Annotated in this window: 29 protein-coding genes; 16 read left to right on the top strand and 13 right to left on the bottom strand. The window is 60.8% G+C overall.

The annotated features are described in order from the left end of the window. Positions 1 to 9: 9 nt before the first annotated feature. The 8 genes from BLV67_RS07900 to BLV67_RS07865 all read right to left on the bottom strand — a co-directional run bounded on the left by BLV67_RS07900 (position 10) and on the right by BLV67_RS07865 (position 8,794). Positions 10 to 3,645 (bottom strand): transporter substrate-binding domain-containing protein, encoded by a 3,636-nt coding sequence (locus BLV67_RS07900; protein WP_069788707.1) that lies wholly within the window; start codon positions 3,643 to 3,645, stop codon positions 10 to 12. A gap of 8 nt (positions 3,646 to 3,653) precedes the next feature. Continuing rightward, positions 3,654 to 4,280: a response regulator transcription factor gene (locus BLV67_RS07895; RefSeq protein WP_069788708.1), complete on the bottom strand. Its 627-nt coding sequence runs from the start codon at positions 4,278 to 4,280 to the stop codon at positions 3,654 to 3,656. Positions 4,281 to 4,536: 256 nt separating this feature from the next. Further along, positions 4,537 to 4,932: a response regulator gene (locus BLV67_RS07890; protein WP_065912404.1), complete on the bottom strand. Its 396-nt coding sequence runs from the start codon at positions 4,930 to 4,932 to the stop codon at positions 4,537 to 4,539. A 165-nt stretch (positions 4,933 to 5,097) separates the two neighbouring features. Continuing rightward, complete coding sequence (locus tag BLV67_RS07885; RefSeq protein ID WP_065912406.1) at positions 5,098 to 6,429, bottom strand: deoxyguanosinetriphosphate triphosphohydrolase; 1,332 nt, start codon at positions 6,427 to 6,429, stop codon at positions 5,098 to 5,100. A gap of 71 nt (positions 6,430 to 6,500) precedes the next feature. Next, the gene (locus tag BLV67_RS07880) at positions 6,501 to 7,664 is read right to left on the bottom strand and encodes an EAL domain-containing protein (RefSeq protein WP_065912410.1); all 1,164 of its coding nucleotides are present in this window, start codon (positions 7,662 to 7,664) and stop codon (positions 6,501 to 6,503) included. Positions 7,665 to 7,755: 91 nt separating this feature from the next. Next, entirely contained in the window at positions 7,756 to 8,088 is a 333-nt protein-coding gene (locus BLV67_RS07875) for a hypothetical protein (RefSeq protein ID WP_017136180.1), read from the bottom strand. Beyond that, on the bottom strand, positions 8,085 to 8,474 hold the full coding sequence (locus BLV67_RS07870) for a phage holin family protein (protein ID WP_017136181.1): 390 nt from the start codon (positions 8,472 to 8,474) through the stop codon (positions 8,085 to 8,087). Before BLV67_RS07870 ends, BLV67_RS07875 begins: the two co-directional genes overlap by 4 nt. Before the next feature lie 5 nt (positions 8,475 to 8,479). Then, the gene (locus tag BLV67_RS07865; protein ID WP_017136182.1) at positions 8,480 to 8,794 is read right to left on the bottom strand and encodes an ElaB/YgaM/YqjD family protein; all 315 of its coding nucleotides are present in this window, start codon (positions 8,792 to 8,794) and stop codon (positions 8,480 to 8,482) included. 373 nt (positions 8,795 to 9,167) lie between these two features. On the opposite strand from BLV67_RS07865, the gene BLV67_RS07860 reads away from it, so the two are divergent. Continuing rightward, positions 9,168 to 10,376, top strand: a complete 1,209-nt coding sequence (locus BLV67_RS07860; RefSeq protein WP_069788756.1) for an ammonium transporter — start codon at positions 9,168 to 9,170, stop codon at positions 10,374 to 10,376. Between the two features lie 89 nt (positions 10,377 to 10,465). Further along, positions 10,466 to 10,702, top strand: a complete 237-nt coding sequence (locus BLV67_RS07855; protein WP_069788709.1) for a glutaredoxin family protein — start codon at positions 10,466 to 10,468, stop codon at positions 10,700 to 10,702. A gap of 49 nt (positions 10,703 to 10,751) precedes the next feature. Here BLV67_RS07855 and lysA read toward each other — a convergent pair whose 3' ends face one another. Continuing rightward, complete coding sequence (gene lysA, locus BLV67_RS07850) at positions 10,752 to 12,074, bottom strand: diaminopimelate decarboxylase (RefSeq protein ID WP_069788710.1); 1,323 nt, start codon at positions 12,072 to 12,074, stop codon at positions 10,752 to 10,754. 166 nt (positions 12,075 to 12,240) lie between these two features. Here lysA and BLV67_RS07845 point away from each other — a divergent pair, with 166 nt between their 5' ends. The 3 genes from BLV67_RS07845 (at position 12,241) to BLV67_RS07835 (ending at position 14,567) form a co-directional block, all read left to right on the top strand. Then, positions 12,241 to 13,152: a LysR family transcriptional regulator gene (locus BLV67_RS07845; RefSeq protein WP_069788711.1), complete on the top strand. Its 912-nt coding sequence runs from the start codon at positions 12,241 to 12,243 to the stop codon at positions 13,150 to 13,152. A 117-nt stretch (positions 13,153 to 13,269) separates the two neighbouring features. Further along, the gene (locus BLV67_RS07840) at positions 13,270 to 13,605 is read left to right on the top strand and encodes a hypothetical protein (RefSeq protein WP_003189932.1); all 336 of its coding nucleotides are present in this window, start codon (positions 13,270 to 13,272) and stop codon (positions 13,603 to 13,605) included. 71 nt (positions 13,606 to 13,676) lie between these two features. Continuing rightward, positions 13,677 to 14,567 carry a pseudouridine synthase gene (locus BLV67_RS07835; protein ID WP_069788712.1) on the top strand — a complete coding sequence of 297 codons (891 nt, stop codon included), beginning with the start codon at positions 13,677 to 13,679 and terminating at the stop codon, positions 14,565 to 14,567. Positions 14,568 to 14,623: 56 nt separating this feature from the next. Here BLV67_RS07835 and BLV67_RS07830 read toward each other — a convergent pair whose 3' ends face one another. Beyond that, positions 14,624 to 14,845: a YgdI/YgdR family lipoprotein gene (locus BLV67_RS07830; RefSeq protein WP_017136187.1), complete on the bottom strand. Its 222-nt coding sequence runs from the start codon at positions 14,843 to 14,845 to the stop codon at positions 14,624 to 14,626. Positions 14,846 to 14,924: 79 nt separating this feature from the next. Next, positions 14,925 to 15,527, bottom strand: coding sequence for a molybdenum cofactor guanylyltransferase MobA (gene mobA / locus BLV67_RS07825; protein ID WP_069788713.1), 603 nt, complete (start codon positions 15,525 to 15,527; stop codon positions 14,925 to 14,927). A 76-nt stretch (positions 15,528 to 15,603) separates the two neighbouring features. Here mobA and moaB point away from each other — a divergent pair, with 76 nt between their 5' ends. Then, a complete protein-coding gene (moaB, locus tag BLV67_RS07820; protein WP_065912422.1) occupies positions 15,604 to 16,143 on the top strand; it encodes a molybdenum cofactor biosynthesis protein B in 540 nt (179 codons plus the stop codon). Between the two features lie 22 nt (positions 16,144 to 16,165). Beyond that, positions 16,166 to 17,353, top strand: a complete 1,188-nt coding sequence (locus BLV67_RS07815) for a molybdopterin molybdotransferase MoeA (RefSeq protein ID WP_069788757.1) — start codon at positions 16,166 to 16,168, stop codon at positions 17,351 to 17,353. Between the two features lie 127 nt (positions 17,354 to 17,480). Here BLV67_RS07815 and BLV67_RS07810 read toward each other — a convergent pair whose 3' ends face one another. Both BLV67_RS07810 and fliK read right to left on the bottom strand, forming a co-directional pair. After that, positions 17,481 to 17,810, bottom strand: coding sequence for an EscU/YscU/HrcU family type III secretion system export apparatus switch protein (locus BLV67_RS07810; protein WP_069788714.1), 330 nt, complete (start codon positions 17,808 to 17,810; stop codon positions 17,481 to 17,483). Then, a complete protein-coding gene (gene fliK, locus BLV67_RS07805) occupies positions 17,807 to 19,375 on the bottom strand; it encodes a flagellar hook-length control protein FliK (protein ID WP_069788715.1) in 1,569 nt (522 codons plus the stop codon). The genes BLV67_RS07810 and fliK overlap by 4 nt, the downstream gene beginning before the upstream one ends. 200 nt (positions 19,376 to 19,575) lie before the next feature. Here fliK and ccmA point away from each other — a divergent pair, with 200 nt between their 5' ends. The 9 genes from ccmA (at position 19,576) to ccmI (ending at position 26,534) form a co-directional block, all read left to right on the top strand. Next, positions 19,576 to 20,211: a cytochrome c biogenesis heme-transporting ATPase CcmA gene (gene ccmA / locus BLV67_RS07800; protein WP_056857150.1), complete on the top strand. Its 636-nt coding sequence runs from the start codon at positions 19,576 to 19,578 to the stop codon at positions 20,209 to 20,211. Next, positions 20,208 to 20,876, top strand: a complete 669-nt coding sequence (gene ccmB / locus BLV67_RS07795; protein WP_065912482.1) for a heme exporter protein CcmB — start codon at positions 20,208 to 20,210, stop codon at positions 20,874 to 20,876. The genes ccmA and ccmB overlap by 4 nt, the downstream gene beginning before the upstream one ends. 93 nt (positions 20,877 to 20,969) lie before the next feature. Next, positions 20,970 to 21,725, top strand: a complete 756-nt coding sequence (locus tag BLV67_RS07790) for a heme ABC transporter permease (protein WP_069788716.1) — start codon at positions 20,970 to 20,972, stop codon at positions 21,723 to 21,725. Next, complete coding sequence (ccmD, locus tag BLV67_RS07785; protein WP_065912427.1) at positions 21,722 to 21,898, top strand: heme exporter protein CcmD; 177 nt, start codon at positions 21,722 to 21,724, stop codon at positions 21,896 to 21,898. The genes BLV67_RS07790 and ccmD overlap by 4 nt, the downstream gene beginning before the upstream one ends. Further along, positions 21,895 to 22,362: a cytochrome c maturation protein CcmE gene (gene ccmE / locus BLV67_RS07780; protein WP_069788717.1), complete on the top strand. Its 468-nt coding sequence runs from the start codon at positions 21,895 to 21,897 to the stop codon at positions 22,360 to 22,362. Before ccmD ends, ccmE begins: the two co-directional genes overlap by 4 nt. 3 nt (positions 22,363 to 22,365) lie before the next feature. Beyond that, a complete protein-coding gene (locus BLV67_RS07775) occupies positions 22,366 to 24,354 on the top strand; it encodes a heme lyase CcmF/NrfE family subunit (RefSeq protein WP_065912430.1) in 1,989 nt (662 codons plus the stop codon). Beyond that, positions 24,351 to 24,887 carry a DsbE family thiol:disulfide interchange protein gene (locus tag BLV67_RS07770; protein ID WP_056857147.1) on the top strand — a complete coding sequence of 179 codons (537 nt, stop codon included), beginning with the start codon at positions 24,351 to 24,353 and terminating at the stop codon, positions 24,885 to 24,887. The genes BLV67_RS07775 and BLV67_RS07770 overlap by 4 nt, the downstream gene beginning before the upstream one ends. Further along, positions 24,884 to 25,357, top strand: coding sequence for a cytochrome c-type biogenesis protein (locus BLV67_RS07765; RefSeq protein ID WP_017136200.1), 474 nt, complete (start codon positions 24,884 to 24,886; stop codon positions 25,355 to 25,357). The genes BLV67_RS07770 and BLV67_RS07765 overlap by 4 nt, the downstream gene beginning before the upstream one ends. Further along, entirely contained in the window at positions 25,350 to 26,534 is a 1,185-nt protein-coding gene (gene ccmI / locus BLV67_RS07760) for a c-type cytochrome biogenesis protein CcmI (RefSeq protein ID WP_065912432.1), read from the top strand. Before BLV67_RS07765 ends, ccmI begins: the two co-directional genes overlap by 8 nt. Positions 26,535 to 26,547: the final 13 nt, after the last annotated feature.

Below are 26,547 nucleotides of genomic sequence, written 5' to 3'. Positions count from 1 at the left end.
GAGTCGCCGTTATTGACTGCCCAGCTTATGGAGCTGCACCTGCAGCGTCCTCTCCAGCTCCAGCATGAGTTTTTCCAGGGCCTTGACCCCCGCGTCCAGCGTGGGGCGCGCTTCGTTGCGGGCACAAGCCTGTTCCAGTGCTTCGCATTGCGCGGCCAATGCAGTTGCCTGGACGATGCGCGCGGCGCCCTTGATCTTGTGGGCTTGCTCAATGATGGCCTGGGGCGCCGCTTGGCGGGCCATCAAGGCCACCAGGTCCTCGCGGTCCTGACGGCTGCTGCTCAACAGTTCCGCCAGCAAACGTCGGCTCAATTGCGGGTCGCCGCCGGTCAGTGCGTCCAGGCACTCAAGTTCCAGCCGCTGGCCGCCGGATTGCGGTTTGATCTGCGCCAGATGCTGCTCCAGTGCCGTAAGGCTGATGGGCTTGAACAGGCAGTCATTCATGCCCGCTTGCGCACAACGAAGTTTTTCCTCGGGTTGGGCATTGGCGGTGAAACCGAGGATCACGCAGGGCACCTGTTGCTCTCGCTGCTCGTATTCACGGATCGAACGGCTCAACTCATAGCCATTCATCACGGGCATGTTGCAGTCGGCAATCACCAGATCGAAGTGCTCCTGGCGCCAGGCCTGAAACCCGGCGGCGCCATGTTGGGCCGCCGTGAACTGGTGCCCCAGGTAACCCAATTGCTGGCACATCAGCAAACGGTTCGCCGGGTGGTCGTCCACCACCAGCACATTGAGCACCGCCGCGGCTGTCGGCGCCTGGGACTTGAGCTCGTCCAGCGCTTCAATGGGCTTGAGGCAGGTCATCCTCAGACTGACCTGTACTTGAGTGCCCACCATGGGCACGCTGCTCAGGCTCAGTTGCCCGCCCATCATCTCGCACAGGCTGCGACAGATCACCAGCCCCAGGCCCGCTCCACTCCTGGCCAGGTGCCCGGAGTTGTCCGCCTGGGCAAAGGGTTCGAACAGGCGCAATTGATCCTCTCGGCTGATGCCGATGCCCGTGTCCTCGACCACCAGCTTCATTTGCACCTCGTGGGGCTGTTCGGTGGCTTGCACCTGCACCTTGATCTTCACCTGCCCACGCTCGGTGAACTTGATCGCGTTGCTGACCAGATTGGACAGCACCTGCTTGAAGCGCAACGGGTCTATCAGCACGGCGGTGTTGTCGAGGTGGGTGTCGAATTCGAGCAGCAGGCTGAGGGTTTTCTGGCGGGCCAGGCCGTCGAAGACGCGTACCACCGACTCGATCACTTCGCGCAGGTTCACGCGTTCGGGTGCCAGGCTCAGGCGGCCGGATTCGATGCGTGCAATGTCGAGGATATCGCCGATCAGCTCCAGCAGGTCCTTGGCCGAGTTGTAGGCCACTTCGATCGCCGGGCGGTCGAGATGGCCCTGATCGGCGCGCTTGAGGGTCAGCTCGAGCATCCCGATCACGGCATTCATCGGCGTGCGGATTTCATGGCTCATGGTGGCGAGGAAGGTGCTTTTGGCGCGGTTGGCCTCGTCGGCGCGTTCCTTGGCGGTGCGCAACTCATCGAACAGTTGGCGCCGGTCACTGATATCGATCCAGCCGCCGATGATGCCCTGCACTTCGCCGTCCGAGTCGCGATAGGGCAGGATCCAGTGGTAGATCGTGAGTTTTTTGCCGTGAATGTGCAGGGTGCGATCGAGGATCAGCGGAGTGCCTTCCACCACCACCCGCTGATAGTCGGCATGGTACTGCGCGGCCTCAGGGGCCAGTGCCATGTCCATTTGCACCACACTCTTGCCGATCACCTCTTCGCGTTTGACCCCGAACACTTGCAGGTAGCTGTCATTGCAGGTCTGCAACAGGCCCTTGCGGTCGCGTACGTAGATCGGGTGCGGTGTTTCATTGACCAATGCGCGCATGAACTCGAACTGGTCATTGAGGGCGCGCTCGGCCATTTTGCGATGCTTGATCTGGCGGCGCATGTAGGCGTTCCAGGTCAGGGAAATCAGCAGCAGCAACCCGGTGCCAACGATGATTTGCGCAATCAGTTGATGGTAATTGCGCCAGTAACTGTCGGAGGCCGGCGTGTAACCGCGCCAGCGGCTGTTGATCACGCCCATTTCGTCCGGGGCAATGCTCAGCAGCGCTTTGTCCAGGATTGAGCTCAGTTCAACGGCACCGCGTGGCGTGGCCAGCGCGAAGGTCGCGGGCAGTGTGCCGATGCTGGCGCTGATCTGCAGTTTGTCCTGGAACACCTGGGACGCCAGGAAATAGTTGGCGATGACCAACGAGTTCACCGCGCCGTCCACACTGCCTTGGGCCAGCATTTCCGAAGCCTTGAAGGTATCACTGACTTCCACCAGGCGAATCTGTGGGAAGTTATCCTCCAAGGTTTTCTCCAGCGGGTTGCCCAGGGTGATTGCCAGGCGCTTGCCTGCCATCTGCTCCAGGTTTGCGGCCGCGTCGGGCTCCTTGCGGGTCAGCAGGACGTAGGAGTTTTCCAGGTAAGGGCGGCTGAAGCTGAGCTGAGTCTCGCGTTCTGCGCTGGGGACGATGGCCCCGATGACATCGGCTTTACCCGTGGTGAGCTGCTCGATCATGGTGCTGAGTTCGCGGCTGCGCTGGACTTCAAAACGCAGGCCGGTGCGCAGGCGGATCAGTTCCAGCAGGTCGGCGGTGATACCGCGAAAGTTGCCGTCGGCATCGAAGAACGTCAACGGCGCGAACGTCTCATTGACCACGACTTTGACCACCGGGTGTTCTTTGAGCCAACGCTCTTCACGCTGGGTCAATTGCAGTTTCTTGTCGGTCAGCAGGATGTCGCTGCCGGCGCTCCAACGCTTGGCGATGCTGTCGCGCTCGTTAATGGGGACGGCCGCCAGCACCGCATCGACGATGCTCAGTAGAACGTCCTGGTCGTGGCGCAAGGCGAAGCTGAACCCATAAGCTTCATGCTTGCCGAAGTTGGCCATGTGGACGTTTTTCAGGTAGCCCTTGTTGATCATGTAATGGGTGGAAATAGTGTCCCCCAGGAACACGTCCGCCTGATCGAAAGCCACGGCATTGAGCGCGTTCTGATAAGAGGGAAACGCGCGGATATCCGCCTGCGGGTACAACTTTTCCACTTCGCTTAACGGCAGGTAGTGATAGACAAGGCTCAAGCGCAGGCCGGCCAGGCCATCGCTCAAACTGCGGGTTTCACCTTCGCGGGTCACCAGTACGGGCTGGTCCACCGCATACGGCTGCGACAGCATGAGCTTGGGGTTGGCAGCCTCAAAGCCGTTGGAAGAGCCCAGCAGGTCGATCTCCCCGGTTTCAAGCGCATGGATCGCAGCGTCTCGTGTCGGATAGCGCAACACCTTGACGGGCAAGGCCATGGCTTTGGCCAGCAGCCCTGCGTAATCGGCGGTCAGGCCCTCATAGTCGCGACCGCTGGAGGTGAGGTCGAAGGGTGGATAGTCGGGGGCCGAGGTGCCCAGTACCAGCTCGCGTTTGTACAGTAGCCACTGGCGCTGGGCCTTATCCAGTTGAGTATCGAGTTGAACGGTACCCGCGCGGCTCAATAAGGTGAAGTGTTCCGGTCCGATTTGAAGGGCTGCGGGCACGGTCGTGCTCAAGCACAGGCCGGCCAATAATATAATCAGATAGTCCTTTATACGCCTGGGCATCCGCTTTCTCACACTAGCGCGTTTCGTTTTGCCATCTCGATAAGTTCTACCAAGGACTTGGCTTTAAGTTTTTGCATCAGCCTTTTTTTGTAAGTGCTTACTGTCTTGTTACTTAGAAACATTCCTTTGGCGATTTCTTTGTTCGTGCGACCTTGTGCGAAAAGTTGCAACACCATCAGTTCGCGGTCATTCACGGCCTTGAACAGTTCAAGTTCCAGTGCGTCCTTGCTGTCGACGCCATTGGAACTGAGTGCCTGGCTGGGGAAGTAGTTGTAACCCGACAGCACCGCACGAATGGCGCTCAGCAATTCGCTCAGGTCGCCTTCCTTGCACACATAGCCGTCTGCACCCGAGCGCATGCAGCGCGTGGCAAACAACGTCGGGCTCTGGGCCGTCAGGATCAGGGTTTTCATCGAGGTGTTCATTGCGTTGAATCGGCAGAGCACTTCGAGGCCGTCGAGTTTGGGAATACTGATGTCCAGAATGATCAGGTCGGGCAGGCATTCGCGAACCATCTGTATCGCATCACACCCGTTGTCCGTTTCGCCAACGATTTTATAACCCTCGTGTTCCAGCAACATGCGAATGGCCAGCCGGATAACCGGATGGTCATCAATGATAAAAACCGTGTTCATAATCATATTCCATGCAAGTGCAAATAAAGCGGGCACATTAGCTCAGAAGATGAGGCAGGAGGATGAGCGTTGGGGGGAGTAGATATAAAACAGGAGAATTCCTACATAATAAAAGGTAACGACCTACCGTTCGATAAGGCTTTGCGTCGTCGGATGTAAGCAATAGTTGAATCAGTCAGCCCTGGAACGGTGTCAGGGGTTCAACGAGGGTATTGCAGCGATTATTGACCCGTGAACAGTGTTTACAGTCCTGCATTTATATCGAGGACAGTGGCGCAATCAATTCGGCCAGCGCCTCTTTATTCAGCGGCTTCAATAAGTAACCCAGCAGTGGCAAGCCGCGCTGCAGGGCCTGGAGTGTCAGGTTGGACAACTCTGTTGCCGGCAGGCTGCTCAATAAGATGGCGCCGGTGATGAAGTGTCCGCGATGGGCAATGTCTACCAGTTCCAGCCCAGGCAGGTCAGGCAGGCATTGATCGCACAGCATCAAGTCAAAGGGGCGGGCGGCGCAGGACATCGAGCGGATCGCCTGTTCGGCATTTTCCGCAAGGGTCAGTTGCTCGAACCCGAAACTCTTGAGCAGGCACTGAGTGGCCAGGAGCTGAAAGGGATGATCCTCCACCAATAGGATTCGAAGACAGGGTATGGGCATAGAAGGCACATGGCTCAGTCAGAGGGGCGTGACGTAGGAATTGTGTGTCAGGTTCGCAAGAAGCCTGCGCGATTATTCCTCGAGCCGATGTGCGAATTCGATCAGGCCGCTCTGTTCCCGTCGTAGGTAAAGTCTGTACGAGACGCAGGCGGCGAGATCAACGTTTTATTGTGGGCTGGAGCGCCCGGTCATCTCCCGTGCCATTTCGGTGGCGTAGCTGTCGGTCATGCCGGCGATAAAGTCGATCATGCGCAGAAACGAAGCGTGCAGCGACCACGCCGGGTTCGGCGCACTGTTACCCAGCAAGTCAAGGATGCGCCGGTTCTTGAACGACGGCGTGCGCCCGCCATGCTGCTCCAGGGCGGCACCGCAAAAGGCGTTCAGCAGGATTTCCAGGGTGGTGTAGGCGCCGATTTCGTGCAGGGTCTTGCGCTTGTCCTGGAAGATTTTCTTGCGTGCCATGTCCTTGGCGTCCAGTACACAGCGCTTGGCCGGGCCGTGCATGTGTTCCACCAGGTCGCCTGGCAGCGTGCCGGCGAGCAAGGCGTCCTGCTGCTCGACAAAGGCGCGTGCCGCCGCATTGGTCAGGTGCTCGATGGCCTTGCCGCGCAAAATCGCCAGCTTGCGCCGACGTGAATCCAGCGGGCCCAGTTGCCGGTAGGTCTGGGGCAAATCGTCACCCACCAGGTCGAGCAGCAGCGACTCGACTTCGGCATAGTCGAGCAGCTCCATTTCCAGGCCGTCTTCGAGGTCGATCAAGGCGTAGCAGATATCGTCGGCCGCCTCCATCAGGTAGACCAGCGGATGCCGCGCCCAGCGTTGCTCTTCCAATTGCGGCAAGCCGAGCTTGTGGGCGATCTGCTCAAGGATCGGCAACTCGCTCTGGTAACAGCCGAACTTGTGCTTCTTGTAGCCCAACGAATCCGCGTGGCGGGCGGTCCAGGGGTACTTCAGGTAAGTGCCGAGGGTGGCGTAGGTCAGGCGTGTGCCGCCGTCGAACTGATGGTATTCCAGCTGAGTGAGCACCCGGAAACCTTGGGCGTTACCTTCGAAATTGAGGAAGTCATTGCGCTCGGCCGTGCTCATGTCATCCAGCCAGCCGCGTCCGGCCGCCTGTTGGAACCAGTGGCGAATGGCATCTTCACCCGAGTGACCGAACGGCGGGTTGCCGATGTCATGGGCCAGGCAAGCCGATTGCACCACCATGCCCAGGTCGCTTGGCTCACACCAGTCGGGCAGGGCGCTGCGCAGGGTTTCGCCGACGCGCATACCAAGGGAGCGGCCGACGCAGCTGACTTCCAGGGAGTGGGTCAGGCGTGTATGGATATGGTCGTTACTGGACACCGGGTGCACCTGGGTCTTGCGGCCCAGGCGGCGGAACGCGCCGGAGAAAATAATCCGATCGTGGTCTTTGTGAAACGGGCTACGGCCGAGTTCTTCCGGGCTGTGCAGGGGTTTTCCAAGACGTTCGCGGGTAAGCAGGGTGGGCCAATCCAAGGCGGTTACTCTCCGTGCGGTGAATGACCCTCCCAGCTTCCCGGTTCAGCGCGGCATCGGCAAGCAGAAATCTACAGGCCGGCCGCATCGATATCGATTAACAGCAAGCGCTGACCGTTATCAAAGAACTGTCCGGCAGTGAGGCAATACTGGTTGGTGGTGGCGTCGCGGTAGGTCGACGACAGGGTCAGGCGCCGCTCCTCCCAGCCTTCGGCGAGCAGGTAATAGAAATACGGCCGCCATGACCAGTTGTGGCCCAGGTAGCGGCTGTCGGCCTGCCAGGCATCCTGGCGCCACTCGAAGTTGGGCGTCAGCTGGGTGCCATGGCGGTCGCACTGGTAAAAGCGCAGCAGCCATGGAAAGTCCGGTAATTGGGGCAACTGATCGAGCGGCGCGCGGGCCTGTGCCCAGCGTTGCAGGATGCTCATCAGCTCGGCCAATTGCACGCGCAACTGCATCACACGGCCACGCTCGGCGAGTTTGTGCTGTACGTAAACCCTGCGCAGTTGGGCAAAGCGCGCTACGAATGCATCAGTGGCAAACCAGTCCAGTTGGGCCTGGGCGAACAGAAAACCCTGCACATAACGCGCGCCGCACTCCAGGGCAAAATTCAGTTGCGCCTCGGTTTCCACGCCCTCGGCGATGATCCAGCAGCCGGTTTTTTCGGCCATTTGCGCCAGTGCCCGCACCACGTCACTGCTCGGCCCGCCTTTAGCGGCTTCCTGGAACAGGCGCATGTCGAGCTTGAGAATATCCGGCTGCAGCGCCAGTACGCGGTCGAGTTGCGAATAGCCGGCGCCGAAGTCATCGATGGCGATGCGTGCGCCGGCCTCTCGATAGCGTGCGACCACCTCGGCCAGGCGCTGGATGTCGCCGCCCAGTTCGGTGATTTCAAACACAATGCGCCGCGGATCGACGTTGTGGGCCTGCACTTGTTTCAGGCTGGGCAAGGCTTGGCCAGGGCGCAGGCGGTTGATCCAGCGGGGTGAGATATTCAGGCTCAGAAACCAGTCGACGGGTGCTTCATGCAGGCGGCTCAAGGCGTTTTCGCGGATCTGCCGGTCCAGGCGGCGCAGGGCCACGCCCGGTGTGCGCGGGTCGGCAAACAGCGGGCCCACCGACTGCAAGTGACCATCGGCCTGACGCAGGCGGCCCAGGGCTTCGACGCCGGCAATGCGTCCGGTGGCGGTGTCGATGAAGGGTTGGAAGCAGGCGAGCGGTTGCCCGTCGATCACGGGGCCTCCTTAACAGAGCTGGCGAAAAAGGCCCGGACCTCAATCACGAGGGCCGGGCCAATTCTGTTTGCAAGAATGCAGCCAGCCAGCTTCAGCCTTTACGCTGCATGGCCAATTTGATCAGCGGGATCAAACCGGCACCCAGCCGCACCAGGCGCGTCAGGCTGCTGATGCCGCCGCCCTTGGCGCCCTTGCCGGTAAAAAAGCCCATCAGGGTCACCGCCGCCACGCCCCACAGCGGCGCGTGCTTGATGCCCAGGCTGTCTTGCCAGTTGTGGCGCATGTCGCGCATTTTGTTCAGCGGCGCCATCAGTTGCTGGGACTCGTGACGGATCTCCTGGCGATGCATTTCCATGCGCAGGCGAATCAACGCCTTGCGCATTTCCCGGCGCGAGGTGTTTTGCGGGATTTCAGTCATGCTCATGGCAGCAGGCGCTCCCGATCATTGGCCAGCTCTTCGAGGGTGGCATGGAAGGGCGTGGACTCATCGAACACCGCCGCTTTCAAACGCACCCCACAGAAGGCCGCAGCCAGGCTGTAGAACACGCAGAGGCAAATGATCCCGGTCAGGCGGTAACCGGTGTCCCACACCAGGATCATCACCAGCGTCGACAGCCCCACCAGCAATAACAGGGCAAACACCAGCGCCAACCCTGCAAACAACAGCAGGCTCACGGTGCGGGCCTTCTGTTCCTGCAACTCGATGCCAAATAATTCGACGTGGCTGTGCAGCAAGCCCAGAACGGCTGCGCCCAGGCGTCGTGAAGTGGAACTTGTGCCCGTGGACGAGCCGGTTTCGCCGATAGACATGATAGTTAGCGCCTTGTAGCCAGCAGACCAATCAGGAAGCCCACGCCGGCGGCAATGCCCACCGACTGCCAAGGGTTGGCCTGCACGTAATCTTCGGTGGCCGTGACCGCCGCCTGGCCGCGTTCACGCAGGGAATCTTCGGTCAGTTGCAGGGTTTCACGGGCTTTGAGCAGGCTTTCGTGAATCTTGCTGCGCAGCTCATCGGCCTGGTCACCAGCGAGTACGGCGGTGTCGTCGAGCAACTTTTCGGTGTCACTGACCAGGGTTTGGAAATCCGCCATCAGTATTTCTTGAGCAGTCTTAGCAGTTCTTCTGGCCATGGGTATCTCCGTGATTGGCTGATTCTGTATGTCTGAGTGTGCGTGGTTTGTGTAGATGAGTTTTCGAGTCACCGGCTTCGGTGAAGGTTCACTTCAATTGTCTGGTACAGCTTTTGCTTTGCCTTGGTGCGCAGGCCCTTGGGCTTGCGCCGAGTCAGGGCGGATCGAGGCCAATGCCTGGAAAAACCTTACCCTAAATCACACAAACTCGCGGAAAAACCCTGTCGGCAACGGCCCGTTGTGTTGATCGCTGCGCTAAAGCGGTTCACGCCTCCTCAAGAGGGGTGGGGCCGCGGGTGCCAATTTAGTGCGCGTAACCCCGGCTTGAACCGCTTTGGTGCTTTTTGCCTTGAATGCAGGCCTGCCAACCTCCATGGAAAATTTGCAAAGCGCAGTGGACACCCTCGTCCACAGCTCCAACACCCTGTTTATCCTGATTGGTGCGGTCATGGTCCTGGCCATGCACGCCGGCTTCGCGTTCCTGGAAGTCGGCACCGTGCGCCAGAAAAACCAGGTCAACGCCCTGTCGAAAATCCTCAGTGACTTCGCCATCTCGACCCTGGCTTATTTCTTTATAGGCTATTGGATCTCCTACGGTGTGAGCTTTATGCAGCCGGCCGCGGTGATCAGCGCCGATCACGGCTATGGCCTGGTGAAGTTCTTCTTTCTGTTGACCTTCGCAGCAGCGATCCCGGCGATCATTTCCGGCGGCATTGCCGAGCGCGCCAAGTTCGCCCCGCAATTGTGTGCCACCGCGCTGATCGTGGCGTTTATCTACCCGTTTTTCGAAGGCATGGTGTGGAACGGCAATTTTGGCCTGCAAGCCTGGTTGCTCGCGCGCTTTGGCGCCAGCTTCCATGACTTTGCCGGCTCGGTGGTGGTGCACGCCATGGGCGGCTGGCTGGCGCTGGCGGCGGTGCTGCTGTTGGGCCCGCGTAATGGGCGCTACAGAGAAGGGCGGCTGGTCGCGTTTGCGCCTTCGAGCATTCCGTTCCTGGCGTTGGGTTCGTGGATTCTAATCGTCGGCTGGTTCGGCTTTAACGTGATGAGTGCGCAAACCCTCAATGGTGTCAGCGGCCTCGTCGCCGTCAACTCACTGATGGCGATGGTCGGCGGCACGGTCGCAGCCTTGGTGATCGGCCGCAACGACCCAGGCTTCTTGCACAACGGCCCGCTGGCCGGGCTGGTGGCGATTTGCGCCGGCTCCGACCTGATGCACCCGGTGGGCGCGCTGCTCACCGGTGTGATCGCCGGTGGTTTGTTCGTGTGGTGCTTTATCGCCGCCCAGGATCGCTGGAAGATCGACGACGTGCTGGGCGTATGGCCGCTGCATGGCCTGTGCGGCGTGTGGGGCGGCATTGCCTGCGGCATCTTTGGCCAGACCGCACTCGGTGGCCTGGGCGGCGTCAGCCTGATCAGCCAGTTGATCGGCACTGCACTGGGTGTGGCCGTTGCGCTGGGCGGTGGTTTGCTGGTGTACGGCGTGATCAAGCGTGTGCATGGGCTACGCCTGAGTCAGGAGCAAGAGTATTACGGCGCGGATTTGTCGATCCACAAGATTGGCGCGGTCAGCCAGGATTGATCAGCCGCCTGGCAACCGGCTGGCTCGCTCGCCACCGTCAGGTGGGTGGGCTTAGAATGGAGGCCTGTTTTTGATCGGGTCCATTTGCCATGCTGCCTGAATGCCAGTTGTTCGGCACCCTGGGTTGCCATCTTTGTGAGCTTGCTGAAGCCGAAATCATGCCGCTCGTCGAACACGGGTTGATGGTGGAGTTGGTGGATATCACCGACCCTGCCGACCTCACCGACGTCTACGGGCTGCGCATCCCGGTGCTTCGGCGCCTGGATACCGGGGCGGAGCTGGATTGGCCGTTCGAGACCGAGCAGGTGGTCAACTTCCTTAAATAGCGTGAGCCCGGTGGCTTGCTGACCACCAGGTTTTGGTTGTTCAAGCGCCTTAAGTGTTCTCCAGACCGCAGCGCTCATGCGCGACCAAGTCATCGTGTGATTCGCGCCGCCGTATCAGTGTGGCGTGTGCTCCCTCCACCAGCACTTCTGGCGGGCGCCCTCGGGAGTTGTATTGGCTGGCCATGCTCATCCCATAAGCGCCACATGAGAAAATCGCCAATAAGCTTGCGTCTTCCAGGACGGGCAAAGGCCGACCTAATGCGAAGTGATCGCCGGTTTCACAAATGGGGCCAACAATGTCGATTTCTTCCAGGGGCGCGCCTCCCGCGATACGGACGCTCTCGCTCAATGCCGTCCAATGGCCGGAAAAATTGCCAAATCGGGTTGGCCAGATGACGTGATTCGCGCCGTATAAAGTGGGGCGCAGCAGAACATTCATACCCGCATCAACAATCGCAATCTTGCGGTCCCAGCCTTGTTTGATGTACTCGACCGTGGTGAGTAAAACGCCCGCGTTCGCGCTGATCGAACGGCCCGGCTCAATGATGAAGCGCAGACCACGACGTTTCAGTTCTTGCAGACGCTCGCAAATAAGCGCGCCCGTTTCAGTCAATGAGCAGACGGGATTACTTTCGTTGCCGTATTGCGCTGGAAAACCTCCGCCGATATTGATGAACTCAATCGAGCAGTCAGCGGCCTGAAGCCGGTTGACCATGTCTTCAATCTTGTCGATGGCAGACACGTAGGTGTGGGCCGACGGGATCGGGGACCCGAGATGAATATGAATGCCAACGACATCGACGCTCGCGTAACGCTTTGGGGCAAACAGTTCATAGGCGCGTTCAATCGGTATGCCAAATTTTGTCTGGCGGCCGCCGGTGGCTGTTTTCTCATGGGTGCCGGCATCCGCCACATCGGGATTGACCCGAATGGCCACCTTTACCCGCTTGCCGGCCGCCGACGCGATCGCATCCAGGCGCAGCAGCTCTGCCTCGGACTCCACATTAAAAAGGAACACGCCCACGTCAACGGCATAGCTGATTTCTTCACGGGACTTGCCGACACCCGCGAACACTATCTTGTCTGCGGTCACGCCTGCCATCAGTGCCCGGTACAGTTCACCGCCACTGACCACGTCAAGGCCGGAACCTTGATCGACCAGCAGCTTGAGGACGCTGAGATTGCTGCAGCTTTTTACCGAGAAGCAAATCAAAGGCGACAGTGCAGAAAATGCTTTTTGGACTACGGCATAGTGATTTTTCAGCGACTGTGCTGAATAGAGATAAACAGGGCTACCGTGCTGTTCGACAATGGCACGTACATCCACTTGTTCTGCATGTAAATGGCCGTTGATAAAATTAAAATGATCCATCTTCCTACCTCGATTGGATGAGGCCAACTAAACGCACTGACAACTTTCTCAGCGCAGACGATGCAAGTGTGCATGGCGAAAAAATAAAGAAAAAATATCAAAATGATGGCCATCTATTCATTTCTGATATGGTTCCACCCATTCAATTCAGTGCGTGGGTTTGCTCATGAATTTCAGTTTTCGCCATGTGGAAGTGTTCTGGGCGGTGATGACCACCGGCAGTGCAACCGCTGCCGCTGCTCTCCTGCATACCTCGCAGCCCACTATCAGCCGCGAGCTGAGTCGGTTTGAAACCTTGACTCAGTTGACCTTGTTCAAACGCGCGGGCGCAAAACTGATACCCACCGAGCATGGCCTGATGCTCTTCGATGAAGTTCAGCGCAGCTATGTAGGCCTGGCGCGCGTCAAGAACGCTGCTGAGGCGATCCGGTACTTTCGCCATGGGCAAATTTCGCTGACCTGCCAGCCGGCGTTTTCGAATGCCTTGCTGCCGCAGGTGTGCCAGGATTTTTGTAGTAAATTCCCGGGTGTCAGCATCAATGTCACGCCGCAGGAATCTCCCGCTCTGGAAGAGTCACTGACGGCTCAGCGTTACCATTTGGGGCTGACTGAAACCCTTGAGACGCCACCTGGAACCCACAGCGAAACCTTGTTAAACCTTGATGTGGTGTGTGTCTTGCCGTCTCACCATGCGCTCAATGCAAAAGCAGTTCTCACACCAGAGGACTTCAATGGGCAGAATTTTGTTTACCTGGCGGCGGATGACCCCTACAGGATCAAAACCGACGCGATCTTTCACCAGGCCGGTATTGAGAGACGGCTGGTGGTGGAAACGCATAACGCCAGCGCTGTGTGTGCGACCGTCAACCTGGGTGTCGGCGTTGCAATCGTCAATCCACTCACTGCGCTGGACTATGTGGGCAGAGGTTTGCAGATCCGGCGTTTTTCCCATTCGATCTCTTACTGTGTGAGTGTCGTACGGCCGTTGCACCGCCCCGAATCGTCCAGCGTCCTCCACTTTGTGGAGGTGCTGCGCAGCAATTGCCAGCGCATCAGTGCTCAGTTGCAGAACCTCTGAGCAGACCCACTGTCCTGTACGGGGGGGCTTGATCGCACGGGCGCGTTTTCGCGATGGCGAGTTTCCAAATATTGCGTTACTGTATGTTTGTACAGCGATTGAATAGAGGGAACGCCCGTGGTGAATGTTGAACAACTGAAAAGCAGCGTCAATCGCATGTCCGCCGACGTCGTGCGCGACGCGGTGAACGAGCTGCGCCTCGACGGCCTGGTCACGGAAGGCAAGACGCCGTTTAACAAAGTGCATTTCAATACCTGCTTTGCTGAAATCGAGGCTTTGTTCCAGCGCGCCGGTTATCACAAGCAGCTGGATGTGGTGGGTTATCAGGGCTTGTTGTACGCGCTCTACGATCCCGGCCGCTGGGAAGCGGTGGACGTGTTGCGCTGGCTCAAGGAATTTACCGAGGCGGCCAGCGCCTCGCCGGTGTTGCGAGCGCAATTGGCCAAGGCCTGAGATCCGCCCTAGGCTCAATCGTGCTCCATGCGGGATAATGCCAGCCGGTTTATCCAGGTTTCGAGCATTGCATGTCCACATCCGCTTTCTCTGCGTCCCAGCATCAAGCCAGCACCTTGTACCTGCCGCCCGGCCCCTGGGCGACGGTGCTCGATTGCCTGTGCGAGCACTTCCCGGCGATTGGCCGTGAGCAGTGGCTGGACCGCGTCGCCCGTGGCCGTGTCTTGGACATCAATGGCCAGCCAATCAGCCTGGACCTCGCCTACAAGGAAGGCCTGTGCATTTATTATTTCCGCGAAGTGCCGAATGAGAAGGTGATCCCGGTTCAGGAAACCATTCTGTACGCCGATGAGCACTTGGTGGTGGCCGACAAACCGCACTTTCTGCCGGTGACCCCGGCCGGCGAATACGTTGAGCAAACCCTGTTGCGCCGCCTGATTCGTCGCCTGGACAACCCCGCGCTGGTGCCCTTGCATCGTATTGATCGCCACACGGCGGGGCTGGTGCTGTTCTCGGCCAACCCGCAAACCCGGTCGGCGTATCAGCAGCTGTTTCCCACACGGCGCATCGATAAATTCTACGAAGCCATTGCTCCGGCTTTACCCGACCGGACCTTCCCACTGGTGCATAAAAGCCGCCTGGTCGATGGCCAGCCGTTCTTTCGCATGCAGGAAGGGCCGGGCGCCAGCAACACCGAAACGGCGGTGCAAGTGCGCGAGAAAAATGGCGATCTGTGGCGCTATGGCCTGTTCCCCGTGACCGGCAAGAAGCACCAGTTGCGTGTACACATGACGGCGCTGGGGGCGAGTATCTGCAACGACCCGTTCTACCCCGACGTGCTCAAGGATGCCGAGGACGACTACGCCAACCCGCTCAAACTGCTGGCCCAGGGCGTGCGCTTTATCGACCCGGTGACCGGTGAACAACGTGAGTTTCGCAGCCGCATCACCCTCGACTGGTAACCGCCGGAAACGACAAGGCCCGCACATGGCGGGCCTTGTGGGCAAACGCTTAAGACTTACAGGTCTTTAACGGTGCGAACCTGATCCTTGTTGATGCGGGTCTGCTTGCCGTCAAGTTGTTCGAACTCGTAGAAGCCAGAAGCCTTGTCGTATTTAGGGGTGTCGACGGCCTGGATTTCGCGACCGTCATTCAGGGTGATCACTGTAGGCGAAGCGCAACCGGCGAGAGTGGCGAGGCCCAGTGCAAGCATGAGAGCGGCGATGGTCCGTTGAGTCATGAGTTTGTCTCCAAGAGAATTCTTTTAAATTGCTGACCTTGTGACGCGCAGGGCGTCGACAAAGTTCCTTGTGCGAGGTTCATTCTGACACGCCGGACCCAGGGTGCAACAGCTCGGGTGTATTCAGGTTGGCCAGGCGTGGGTCATCGGCGGGGCATTCCAGGCCCACTGCACCCAGCTGCAGGAAGAGCTTGCGCGGGCTGCGCTCACCGGCATCCCATGCCTGTTCTACCTGGGTTTTGAGGTGGGTGGGGATGATGCAGATCAAGGGTTCCCAGAATTCACCATGACGCACCATTACCGGCAGCTGCGGGTTGCGGCGTGCCGCCTCACACAAATCGCCCAACAGCCCTACGTCGATGTTGGGGACGTCACACGGCAGTATCAGCACATGCGCATGCCGCGCGGCGGCCAGCCCCGCGCGGATGCCCGCCAGCGGGCCGGGGAAGTCCGGGCTGTCGTCGCTCACCAACTGGTCGGCATACGGCGCGTACTGCTCATGGTTGCGGTTGCACGAGATGATCAGGTCATCGGTGAGCGGGCGGGTCAGGCGCTGCAAATGGGCAACCAACGGCTGGCCGTGCCAGGGCAGCAGGCCTTTGTCCTGGCCGCCCATGCGTTGGCCACGGCCGCCGGCCAGCAGCAGGATCGAACAGGGCAGGGGCAAAGAATCAAGCGACATGGTGGTTCCGCTGCGGCAGGCAAATGGGGGCCTGTGATATAACATCGGGCTGTTCATTCGACAACCGGACCGAGCCATGAAAGCCAAGGCTGATGCGCCTTTCGTACCCCTCAATATCGCAGTGCTGACCGTCAGCGACACCCGCACCCTGGACACCGACACCTCCGGCCAGGTCTTCGTCGATCGCCTGACCGCCGCCGGCCACAACCTGGCCGAGCGTGTGCTGCTCAAGGATGACCTGTACAAAATCCGCGCCCAGGTCGCCCACTGGATCGCCGAAGACGTGGTGCAAGTGGTGCTGATCACCGGCGGCACCGGCTTCACCGGCCGCGACAGCACGCCCGAAGCCGTCAGCTGCCTGCTGGACAAGCAGGTCGACGGTTTTGGCGAGCTGTTCCGCCAGATCTCCGTGGCCGACATCGGCACCTCCACCGTGCAATCACGCGCCCTGGCCGGCCTGGCCAATGGCACGCTGGTCTGCTGCCTGCCAGGCTCGACCAATGCCGTGCGCACCGGTTGGGACGGCATCCTCGCCGAGCAGCTGGATAACCGTCACCGCCCATGCAATTTCGTTCCCCACCTGAAGCAGGCTGAACCCTGCGTATCCCGTGGATAAGCCAGGCAAGACCGGTGCCCTGATGCCGGTGGAACAAGCGCTGCAGCAATTGCTGGACATGGCCGAAGCGGCGCCGATTCGAGAGCAGCAGGTGCTGCCCCTGGCCGACTGTGATGGTCGCGTATTGGCGCAGGACTTGATCTCCACGCTCGACCTGCCGCCCTGGCCGAATAGCGCCATGGACGGTTACGCCCTGCGCCTGGCCGACTGGACCGGCGAGCCGCTGCCCGTGAGCCAGCGCATCTTCGCCGGCCAGGCGCCGCAGCCACTCGCCGTCGGCACCTGCGCGCGCATCTTTACCGGCGCGCCGGCGCCCGCAGGCGCCGATTGCGTGGAGATGCAGGAAAACGCCGTGGTCCACGCCGACGACCGCGTGAGCTTCACCGAGCGTTTGCGGGCCGGCCAGAACATCCGCCCCCAAGGCCAGGAAACCACGGTCGGTGAGTTGGTGTTAAACGCCGGCACTCGCCTGGGCCCGATTGAACTGGGCCTGGCCGCCTCCCTCGGGCATGACTGTTTAAGTGTGGTGCGCCGGGTGCGCGTGGCCGTGCTGTCCACCGGCGACGAATTGATCGAACCCGGCCTGCCGCTGGGGCCGGGGCAGATCTACAACAGTAACCGGCGTGTGTTGTGCAGCTGGCTTGTGCGCATGGGCTGTGAAGTGATTGATGCCGGGATTCTTCCGGATGACCTGGAAAAGACCCGCACACGCCTGGCCAGCCTGGGCAGTGTCGACCTGATCCTGTCCACCGGCGGTGTCTCGGTCGGCGAGGCGGACTTTCTCGGCATCGCCCTGCGTGAAGAGGGCGAACTGGCCCTGTGGAAACTTGCGATCAAACCGGGCAAACCGCTGACCTTCGGGCACTTTCGCGGTGTGCCGGTGATCGGCCTGCCCGGCAACCCGGCCTCGACCCTGGTGACCTTTGCACTGCTGGCCCGGCCTTATCTGCTGCGCCGCCAAGGCGTGCGGGACGTGGCGCCGCTGCGTTTCGAAGTGCCGGTGGGGTTCGTATGGCCTCAGCCGGGCAACCGTCGCGAGTACCTGCGCGGGCGTATCGAACAGGGCCGGGCGATTATCTACCGCAACCAGAGCTCCGGCGTGCTGCGCAGCGCGGCGTGGGCCGAAGGGTTTGTGGAGGTGTTGGAGGGGACGACACTCGATATTGGCGACCGCGTTAATTTCATTCCCTTGAGTGAAGTCCTGAACTAGACACCGTTCAAAAATGTGGGAGCGGGCTTGCTCGCGAAGGCGGTACATCAGTCACACCTGAGTTGACTGACACACCGCCTTCGCGAGCAAGCCCGCTCCCACAGTTGATTTGTGTACATCTGATAACTCAGTAATCATCCTCACGCTCAGTCACATCCCGCTCCAACGGCTCGGCATTCGGGTCATAGCCCACCGGGAATTTACCCTTGAGCGTCCACGCGAACGCAATGATCTCGGCCACCGTGCGGTACAGCTCCTCCGGGATGCTGTCGCCCAATTCCATGCGCGCCAGCAGTTTCACCAGCTCGGCATTCTCATAGATCGGCACTTCATGTTCCCGCGCCAACTTCAAAATGGCTTCGGCCAAGGCATCGTCGCCTTTGGCCGTCAGGGTTGGCGCTTGCTGGCCGTCGTACTTGAGGGCAATCGCCTGGCGCGGCGGGGTAGGGTTTTTCATGCGGTTTCATCCACCCAGCGTTGCTCCAATCCGGTTCGAGGCCCGCGTGGCGGCGTGCCGAGGTGGCAGTCCAGGTCGCCGACATTGATACCCGAGGTCACCAGGCGCTCGCGCAAGCTGCCCAAATGGCTTTCGATCAGGCTGGCGGTGAACGGGCGTGAGGCCCACAGCTGACTGGACAATTTGCCCTGGGTCAGTTGCGCCTGCACCTGCAACGGGCCCAGTGGTTCCATGTCGAAGGCCAGCTCGACGCGCCAGAGCATTTGCTTGGGGTCTTTCTTGTCCTTGCGCTCCGGTTGGTCCTTGTCCGGCGGCGGCTCTTCACGCTGGAACTTGACCTGCAACGGCACAATGTCCTGCAAGGTGCGCATGGGGATTTCCAGCTGCCAGGTGGTTTGCAGCCGGCCATCGGCGGTGGTGCCGGTTTGCTCCAGGCTCGACAGCTGGTGGCTTTGCAGCCGGGAAATCGCCCCGGCGGCCAGGCGCAGCAGGTTTTCCAGGTCGCCTTCGCCTGAAAGCTTGGCCATCAGCCGGTCCGGCAGCGGAAAGCCGGCCGGGGCTTGCCGTGCGCCGATCTGGCCGAGGGTGCTGAGCGGGTTACGCACGAAATTGGGCAGTACCTGGGCCAGCGTATTGGCGGCGAGGATGGCGTTCAGATTCGTCGCGGCGGGCAGCAGTTCGGCGACCAGCCGCAACAGGCTGCCTTTCATATCCAGTGGTGGCACCTGCGGGTTTTGCCCGGCGAGCAATTTGGCTTCAAGAAACACACCGCTGTTTTGTACCAACTGCGCCAGCACCTTGGGATTGCTGACTTGCGCCAGGTCGGGCAGGGCGTTGAGCAAGCGCGCGGCGGCGGCGCGCAGGTCGCTGGAGGTGGTGTCGTCGGCAGGCAGGCTTTGCAGCGCGGTGAACAGCACATCCAGCGAGCCTTGGCGGCTTTGCTGGGTCGACAGCTGTTGCGCCACGGCCAACTGATCCTTGAGCCCGCTCAACGGCACGAAATTCAGGGTTTGCGCATTCTGCACCACGGCGCTGAGCAAGCTGCCGACCCGCAACGGCTGCGGGCTTTCCAGGCTCAACGTGGTGCCGGCCAGGGCGTTATTGAGCACGCTGACCAGTGAGCGATAAATCGCCGGTTGTGCGCTGCCTTGCGGCAGCATCTGGGTGGTCAGCACCTTGGCCTGCAACAGCGTGCCCACCGGCAGTTGCGTGGTGTCGATGCGCGTCAGCGCAGCCACATTGGCGCTCAAGGCTTGCTGCAAAGTGATGCTCAGGTTGCCGGTCGGCGTCTGGCTCACCGCCACGTTGCTGCCCAACGGCAACGGCTGGGCGCTGCTGGCCTGCACCAAGGTCTGGCGGCCGCCTTCGAGGGTCAACTTGAGCAACAGCTGAAACGCGTCACCGCCTTGTTTAAGCGCAATCACCTCGGCGTTGGCGGTTTTTCCGGGGTCGATCAGGCCGGTCTGCGGCTCCAGCAGTTTCAACAACTCGCCGGTCGGCGGCAGCGGGGCAGGCCCGGGCGTCGGTGCTGGCGGCAGCGTAGGAAGGTTGATCTCACCGGTCATCGTGCGCGTCGTCTCTGGGGAAATTGCCCTCTTTAGAGTAGGGCATCACATGTATAATGCCGCCCGTCTGCAAAGAGAGCGGTAAAAACCTCACAACTATTTGATCCAGCTCTCTAAAATCGGTCGCCAAAGCCGTTATTGTGCATTTCTCTATAACGGCCGCTGCACCGCCGACTTGAACCGTAAAGGCCCGCGATCTTTTGACCAGCCCTCTTCTAGAAGCCGTAGCGCTTGCCTGTGAACGCGACCTGCGCCTGCTGTTCGAGCACCTCGAACTGCGGCTGGCGGGCGGCGACATGGTGCAGATCAGCGGCCCCAACGGCAGCGGCAAGACCAGTTTGCTGCGCCTGCTGGCCGGTTTGATGCAGCCGACGGCCGGTGAGGTTCGACTCAACGGCAAGCCCCTTAACGAGCAACGCACCGAGCTTGCGCGCAACCTGATCTGGATCGGCCACGCCGCCGGCATCAAGGACGTGCTCACGCCGGAAGAAAACCTCAGCTGGCTCAGCGCCCTGCATCATCGGGCGTCCCGCGATGCCATCTGGCAGGCACTGGCCGCGGTCGGCCTCAAGGGCTTCGAAGACGTGCCTTGCCACACCTTGTCCGCCGGCCAGCAGCGCCGCGTGGCGCTGGCGCGTTTGTATCTGCCTGGCCCGCCGCTATGGATTCTCGATGAGCCTTTCACCGCCCTCGACAAGCAAGGCGTCGCCCAACTCGAAGAACACTTGGCCCAGCACTGCGAGCAGGGCGGCCTGGTGCTGCTCACCACCCACCACACGCTGGTGCGCAGGCCTGCCGGTTACCGCGACCTGGATTTAGGGCGGTGGTCGGCATGAGTGTGTTCGCGCTGTTAGTCACCCGTGAAGCCCGCCTGCTGTGCCGCCGCCCGGCCGAATTAGCCAACCCCTTGGTATTTTTCGCCATCGTCATCGCACTGTTCCCGCTGGCGGTCGGCCCCGAGACTAAACTGTTGCAAACCTTGTCCCCGGGACTGGTGTGGGTGGCCGCGCTTTTATCGGTGCTGCTCTCGCTGGACGGGCTGTTTCGCAGCGATTTTGAAGACGGTTCCCTCGAACAGTGGGTCCTTTCGTCGCACCCCTTGCCACTTCTGGTACTGGCCAAGGTGCTGGCACACTGGGTTTTTTCCGGCTTGGCGCTAGTATTGCTCTCGCCGCTGCTGGCGATGATGCTCGGCTTGCCCGTTGAGTGCCTGCCGGTGTTGCTCCTGTCCTTGTTACTCGGTACGCCGGTGCTCAGCCTGTTGGGGGCGGTGGGCGCAGCGTTGACCGTCGGTTTGAAGCGGGGTGGCTTGTTGCTGGCCCTGCTGATTCTGCCTTTGTATATCCCGGTGTTGATCCTGGGCAGCGGCGCCTTGCAGGCCGCGCTCATGGGCATGCCGGCGACCGGTTACCTGCTGTGGCTTGGCAGCCTGACCGCCCTGGCGGTAACCCTGACACCCTTTGCTATAGCGGCTGGCCTGAAGATCAGCGTCGGCGAATAATGAGGCCTGGTTAAGCGACATAATCAGCTCTTCAACATAAGAAAGACCCTGAGCTTTGCGCAATGACGCACAGCCACCGTGATGGAAACAGCAATGAACTGGACCTGGTTTCACAAGCTCGGCTCGCCCAAATGGTTTTACGGCATCAGCGGCAAATCGCTGCCGTGGTTGAGCGTCGCCGCCATTTTGCTGATCGGCACCGGCCTGGTCTGGGGCCTGGCCTTCGCACCACCGGACTACCAGCAAGGCGACAGCTTTCGCATCATCTATATCCACGTGCCCGCCGCCATGCTGGCGCAGTCCTGTTATGTGATGCTGGCCGTGTGCGGCATCGTCGGCCTGGTGTGGAAGATGAAACTGGCCGACGTGGCCCTGCAATGCGCCGCGCCCATCGGCGCGTGGATGACCGCCGTGGCGCTGGTCACCGGCGCGATCTGGGGCAAACCCACCTGGGGTTCGTGGTGGGTGTGGGATGCGCGGCTCACCTCCATGCTGATCCTGCTGTTCCTGTACTTCGGCCTTATTGCCCTGGGCAATGCCATCAGCAACCGCGACAGCGCCGCCAAGGCCTGCGCGGTGCTGGCGATTGTCGGCGTGATCAACATCCCGATCATCAAATACTCGGTGGAGTGGTGGAACACCCTGCACCAGGGCGCCACCTTCACCCTCACCGAAAAACCGGCGATGCCCGTGGAAATGTGGGCGCCGCTGCTGCTGATGGTGCTGGGGTTCTACTGTTTCTTCGGCGCCGTGCTGCTGATGCGCATGCGCCTTGAAGTGCTCAAGCGTGAAGCCCGCACCAGTTGGGTCAAGGCCGAAGTGCAAAACAGCCTGGGAGCGCGCGGATGAACTTCAACTCATTCGGTGAATTTCTCGCCATGGGCCATCACGGCCTGTATGTCTGGACGGCCTATGGCATCTGCCTGGCGGTGCTGGCCCTCAACGTCGCCGCGCCGATCCTGGCCCGCAAGCGTTACCTGCAACAAGAGGCGCGTCGTTTGCGCCGGGAGACCGATAAGTGAATCCGCTGCGTAGAAAGCGTCTGTTGATCATCCTCGCCATCATGGCCGGCGTCGGCATTGCCGTGACCCTCGCCCTGAGCGCCTTGCAGCAGAACATCAACCTGTTCTACACCCCGACCCAGATCGCCAATGGCGAAGCGCCTGTCGACACGCGCATTCGTGCTGGTGGCATGGTCGAGAAGGGCTCCTTGAAGCGTTCCGGCGATTCCCTTGACGTGACCTTTGTGGTCACCGACTTCAACAAAGCCGTGACCATCACCTATCGCGGCATCCTCCCGGACTTGTTTCGTGAAGGCCAAGGCATCGTCGCCCTGGGTAAACTCAATGCCGACGGCGTGGTGGTGGCCGATGAAGTGCTGGCCAAGCACGACGAGAAATACATGCCGCCGGAAGTGACCAAGGCGTTGAAAGACAGCGGCCAATCGGCCCCTGGCTCAAATACACAGCCTGCCAAGGAGGGCTAAGCCATGACGTCCGCACTGTTTATTCCGGAGCTGGGCCAGTTGGCGATGATCCTCGCCTTGTGCTTCGCCATCGTCCAGGCCGTGGTGCCATTACTCGGCGCCTGGCGCGGCGACCGCCTGTGGATGAGCCTGGCGCAGCCGGCTGCCTGGGGCCAGTTCGCGTTCCTGGTGTTCGCATTCGGCTGCCTGACCTACGCCTTTATGACCGACGACTTTTCCGTCGCCTATGTCGCCAATAACTCCAACAGCGCCTTGCCGTGGTACTACAAGTTCAGCGCCGTGTGGGGCGCCCACGAAGGTTCGTTGCTGCTGTGGGCCTTGATCCTCGGCGGCTGGACCTTTGCCGTATCGGTGTTCTCGCGCCAACTGCCGCAGGTCATGCTGGCCCGCGTGCTGGCGGTGATGGGCATGATCAGCATCGGCTTCCTGCTGTTTTTGATCATGACCTCCAACCCGTTCACGCGCATCCTGCCGCAGATCCCGATGGATGGGCATGACCTCAACCCCTTGTTGCAAGACATCGGCCTGATCGTGCACCCGCCGATGCTTTATATGGGCTACGTCGGTTTCTCCGTGGCCTTTGCGTTTGCCATCGCCGCCTTGCTCGGCGGGCGCCTCGATGCAGCCTGGGCGCGCTGGTCGCGGCCGTGGACCATCGTCGCCTGGGCGTTTCTCGGTATCGGTATCACCCTCGGTTCGTGGTGGGCCTATTACGAACTCGGCTGGGGCGGCTGGTGGTTCTGGGACCCGGTGGAAAATGCTTCCTTCATGCCCTGGCTGGTCGGCACCGCGCTGATTCACTCGCTGGCCGTCACCGAAAAACGCGGCGTGTTCAAAAGCTGGACGGTGTTGCTGGCCATCGCCGCGTTTTCCCTCAGCCTGCTGGGTACTTTCCTGGTGCGTTCGGGCGTGCTGACCTCGGTGCATGCGTTTGCGTCCGACCCGGAGCGCGGCGTATTCATCCTGATCTTCCTGCTGTTTGTGGTTGGCGGCTCGCTGACCCTGTTTGCGTTGCGTGCGCCGGTGGTCAAGAGCCAGGTCGGCTTTAACCTGTGGTCGCGAGAAACACTGCTGCTGGGCAATAACCTGGTATTGGTGGTGGCCGCGTCGATGATCCTGCTCGGCACCCTTTACCCCTTGGTGCTGGACGCTTTGAGCGGCGCCAAGCTGTCCGTCGGCCCGCCGTACTTCAACGCGTTGTTTATACCGTTGATGGGCCTGTTGATGGTGGTGATGGCGGTCGGCGTGCTGGTGCGCTGGAAAGACACGCCGGTCAAATGGCTGGCCGGCATGTTGATGCCGGTGCTGCTCGGCAGTGTGGCTTTGGCGGTGATCGCTGGTTTCGCCTATGGCGACTTCAACTGGGCGGTGCTCGCCACCTTCCTGCTCGCCGCCTGGGTATTGCTGGCCGGCGTGCGCGACATCTTCGACAAGACCCGCCACAAAGGCCTGATCAAAGGTCTGCCAACATTGACCCGCAGCTACTGGGGCATGCAGGTCGCCCACATCGGCATCGCCGTGTGTGCCCTTGGCGTGGTGCTGTCCAGCCAGAACAGCGCCGAGCGCGACCTGCGCCTGGCGCCGGGTGAGTCCATGGACCTGGCCGGTTACCACTTTATCTTTGAAGGCGCCAAGCATTTCGAAGGCCCGAACTTCACGTCCGACAAAGGCACTGTGCGTGTGGTGCGCAACGGCAAGGAAGTGGCGGTGCTGCACCCGGAGAAACGCCTGTACACCGTGCAAAGCTCGATGATGACTGAAGCGGGTATCGACGCCGGTTTCACCCGTGACCTGTATGTGGCACTGGGTGAACCCTTGGGCGACGGCGCCTGGGCGGTGCGCGTGCATGTGAAACCGTTTGTACGCTGGATCTGGTTCGGCGGTTTGCTCACCGGTTTCGGCGGGTTGCTGGCCGCGCTGGACCGGCGTTATCGGGTCAAGGTCAAAGCCCGGGTGCGTGAAGCCCTCGGCCTGCAAGGAGCGGCGGCATGAAGCGTTGGTTGATGGTGTTGCCGCTGGCGGCCTTTCTGGTGATGGCCGTGTTTTTGTATCGCGGCCTGTACCTGGACCCGGCCGAGTTGCCTTCGGCGATGATCGGCAAACAATTTCCGGCGTTCAGCCTGCCGACGGTGCAGGGCGATAAAACCCTGACCCAGGCCGACCTGCTGGGCAAGCCGGCGCTGGTCAATGTGTGGGGCACCTGGTGCATCTCCTGCCGCGTCGAGCACCCGGTGCTGAACAAACTGGCCGAGCAGGGCGTGGTGATCTACGGCATCAACTACAAGGACGACAATGCGGCGGCCTTGAAGTGGCTGGCCGAGTTCCACAACCCGTACCAGCTGGATATCCGCGATGAGGACGGCAACCTCGGCCTTAACCTCGGCGTGTACGGCGCCCCGGAAACCTTCTTTATCGATGCCAAGGGCGTGATCCGCGACAAGTATGTCGGCGTGATCGACGAAGTGGTGTGGCGCGAGCAACTGGCCGCCAAGTACCAGGCACTGGTCGATGAGGCCAAGCCATGAAGCGTCTGTTAGCCGCTGCTGTGTTGGCACTTGGACTGGTCGGCGTTGCCCATGCGGCCATCGACACTTACGAGTTCGCCAAGGACGGTGACCGCGAGCGTTTCCGCGAACTGACCAAGGAACTGCGCTGCCCCAAATGCCAGAACCAGGACATCGCCGACTCCAACGCCCCCATCGCCGCCGACCTGCGCAAAGAGATCTTCCGCATGCTGGGGGAGGGCAAGGACAACCAGCAGATCATCGACTTCATGGTCGACCGCTACGGTGATTTCGTGCGCTACAAACCGGCCCTTACCGGCAAGACCGCGCTGCTCTGGTTCGGCCCTGCCGGGCTGTTGCTGGCCGGTGTGGTGGTGATGGCCGTGATCGTGCGCCGCCGCCGCGCCGCGCCGACTGATGGTTCCGATGCGCTCTCCCCGGATGAGCGCAAACGCCTCGACCAATTGCTGGACACCAAGACTGATGATTGATTTTTGGCTCGCAGCAGGGTTGCTGCTCCTGATTGCCCTGAGTTTCCTGTTGATCCCTGTATTGCGCGGCCGCCGTGCTCAGCGTGAAGAGGATCGCACCGCGCTGAACGTGGCGCTTTATCAAGAACGCGTGGCCGAGCTGCAAGTGCAGCAGGACGAAGGCGTGCTCAATGCCGCGCAACTCGACACCGGCCGCGCCGAAGCTGCGCGTGAGTTGCTGGCTGATACCGAAGGCGTAGAAAAACCTCGTGAGTCGCGCCTGGGCAAACCACTGCCGTTGTTGGCGGCGTTTCTCGTGCCGGTCCTGGGCGTTGCGCTGTACCTGCATTACGGGGCGAGCGACAAGGTCGAACTGACCCGCGAATTCTCCCAGCCGCCGGTGTCGATGCAAGACATGACCCGCCGCCTGGAGCGCGCCGCCGCCGCCCAGCCGGACTCGGCGGAAGGCTTGTACTTCCTCGGCCGCGCCTACATGGCTCAGGACCGTTCGGCCGATGCCGCCAAGATCTTCGAACGCACCGTCGCACTCGCCGGTCGCCAGCCCGAACTGCTCGGCCAATGGGCGCAAGCGCAGTACTTTGCCGACAACAAACAATGGTCGCCCAAGGTGCAGGCGCTGACCGATGAAGCCTTGAAACTCGATCCCAAGGAAGTCACCAGCCTCGGCCTGCTGGGTATCGCCGCCTTTGAAGGCCAGCGTTATCAGGAAGCCATCGACTACTGGAACCGCCTGTTGGCGCAGTTGCCGGCGCAAGACAACTCCCGTGTCGCGCTGCAAGGTGGCATTGACCGCGCGGCCGAGAAGCTCAAGGAAAGCGGCGGTATCGTTGCGGCAAAAACCGTGATGAAAGTGCGCGTGGACCTGGCAGCCGACGTGAAGGCCAAAGCCCTTCCCACCGACAGCGTGTTCATCTTCGCCCGCGCCGTGAATGGCCCTCCGGCACCGTTGGCGGCCAAGCGTGTCACCGTGGCTGAACTGCCGGTCACCGTCGAGCTGGGCGATGCGGACGCAATGATGCCGCAGTTGAAACTGTCGAACTTCCCAGAAGTCCAACTGGTTGCGCGCATATCCCGGGCCGGTCAGCCGACCACTGGCGAGTGGATCGGCCGCAGCCAACCCTTGGCCAGCACCACCACTGCACTGCAGCAGCTGACCATCGACACTCCGGACAAATAATTCGAGGAAACGC

The organism is Pseudomonas salomonii, from assembly GCF_900107155.1.
In the GTDB taxonomy this organism is placed as follows: domain Bacteria; phylum Pseudomonadota; class Gammaproteobacteria; order Pseudomonadales; family Pseudomonadaceae; genus Aquipseudomonas; species Aquipseudomonas salomonii.
The sequence above is the reverse complement of the archived record's forward strand: the minus strand, read 5'-3'. Positions and strand labels throughout refer to the sequence as shown.